The sequence below is a fragment of the Streptomyces azureus genome (genome assembly GCF_001270025.1).
Classification (GTDB): domain Bacteria; phylum Actinomycetota; class Actinomycetes; order Streptomycetales; family Streptomycetaceae; genus Streptomyces; species Streptomyces azureus.
In genome coordinates this window covers 1-218 of the sequence record NZ_DF968450.1, presented here as the reverse complement: position 1 = coordinate 218, position 218 = coordinate 1, and the positions used below count along the sequence as shown (strand labels likewise).

1 pseudogene is annotated in these 218 nt (G+C 67.0%); it reads right to left on the bottom strand.

What is annotated here, in order from left to right:
* A pseudogene (locus tag AOQ53_RS35555) lies at positions 1-218 on the bottom strand (trehalose synthase); the annotation flags it as partial.

Below are 218 nucleotides of genomic sequence, written 5' to 3'. Positions count from 1 at the left end.
GCCCACATGTAGTCGCGCTCTTCGTCGGTGACCATCTCGAGCGTGAGCTCGTCGTGGTTGCGCAGGAACATGCCCCACTGGCAGCCCGAGGGGATGGCCGGGGTCTTGGCCAGGATTTCCGAGACCGGGTAGCGGGACTCGCGCCGCACCGCCATGAAGATGCGCGGCATGACCGGGAAGTGGAAGGCCATGTGGCACTCGTCGCCGCCGCTCGGGTA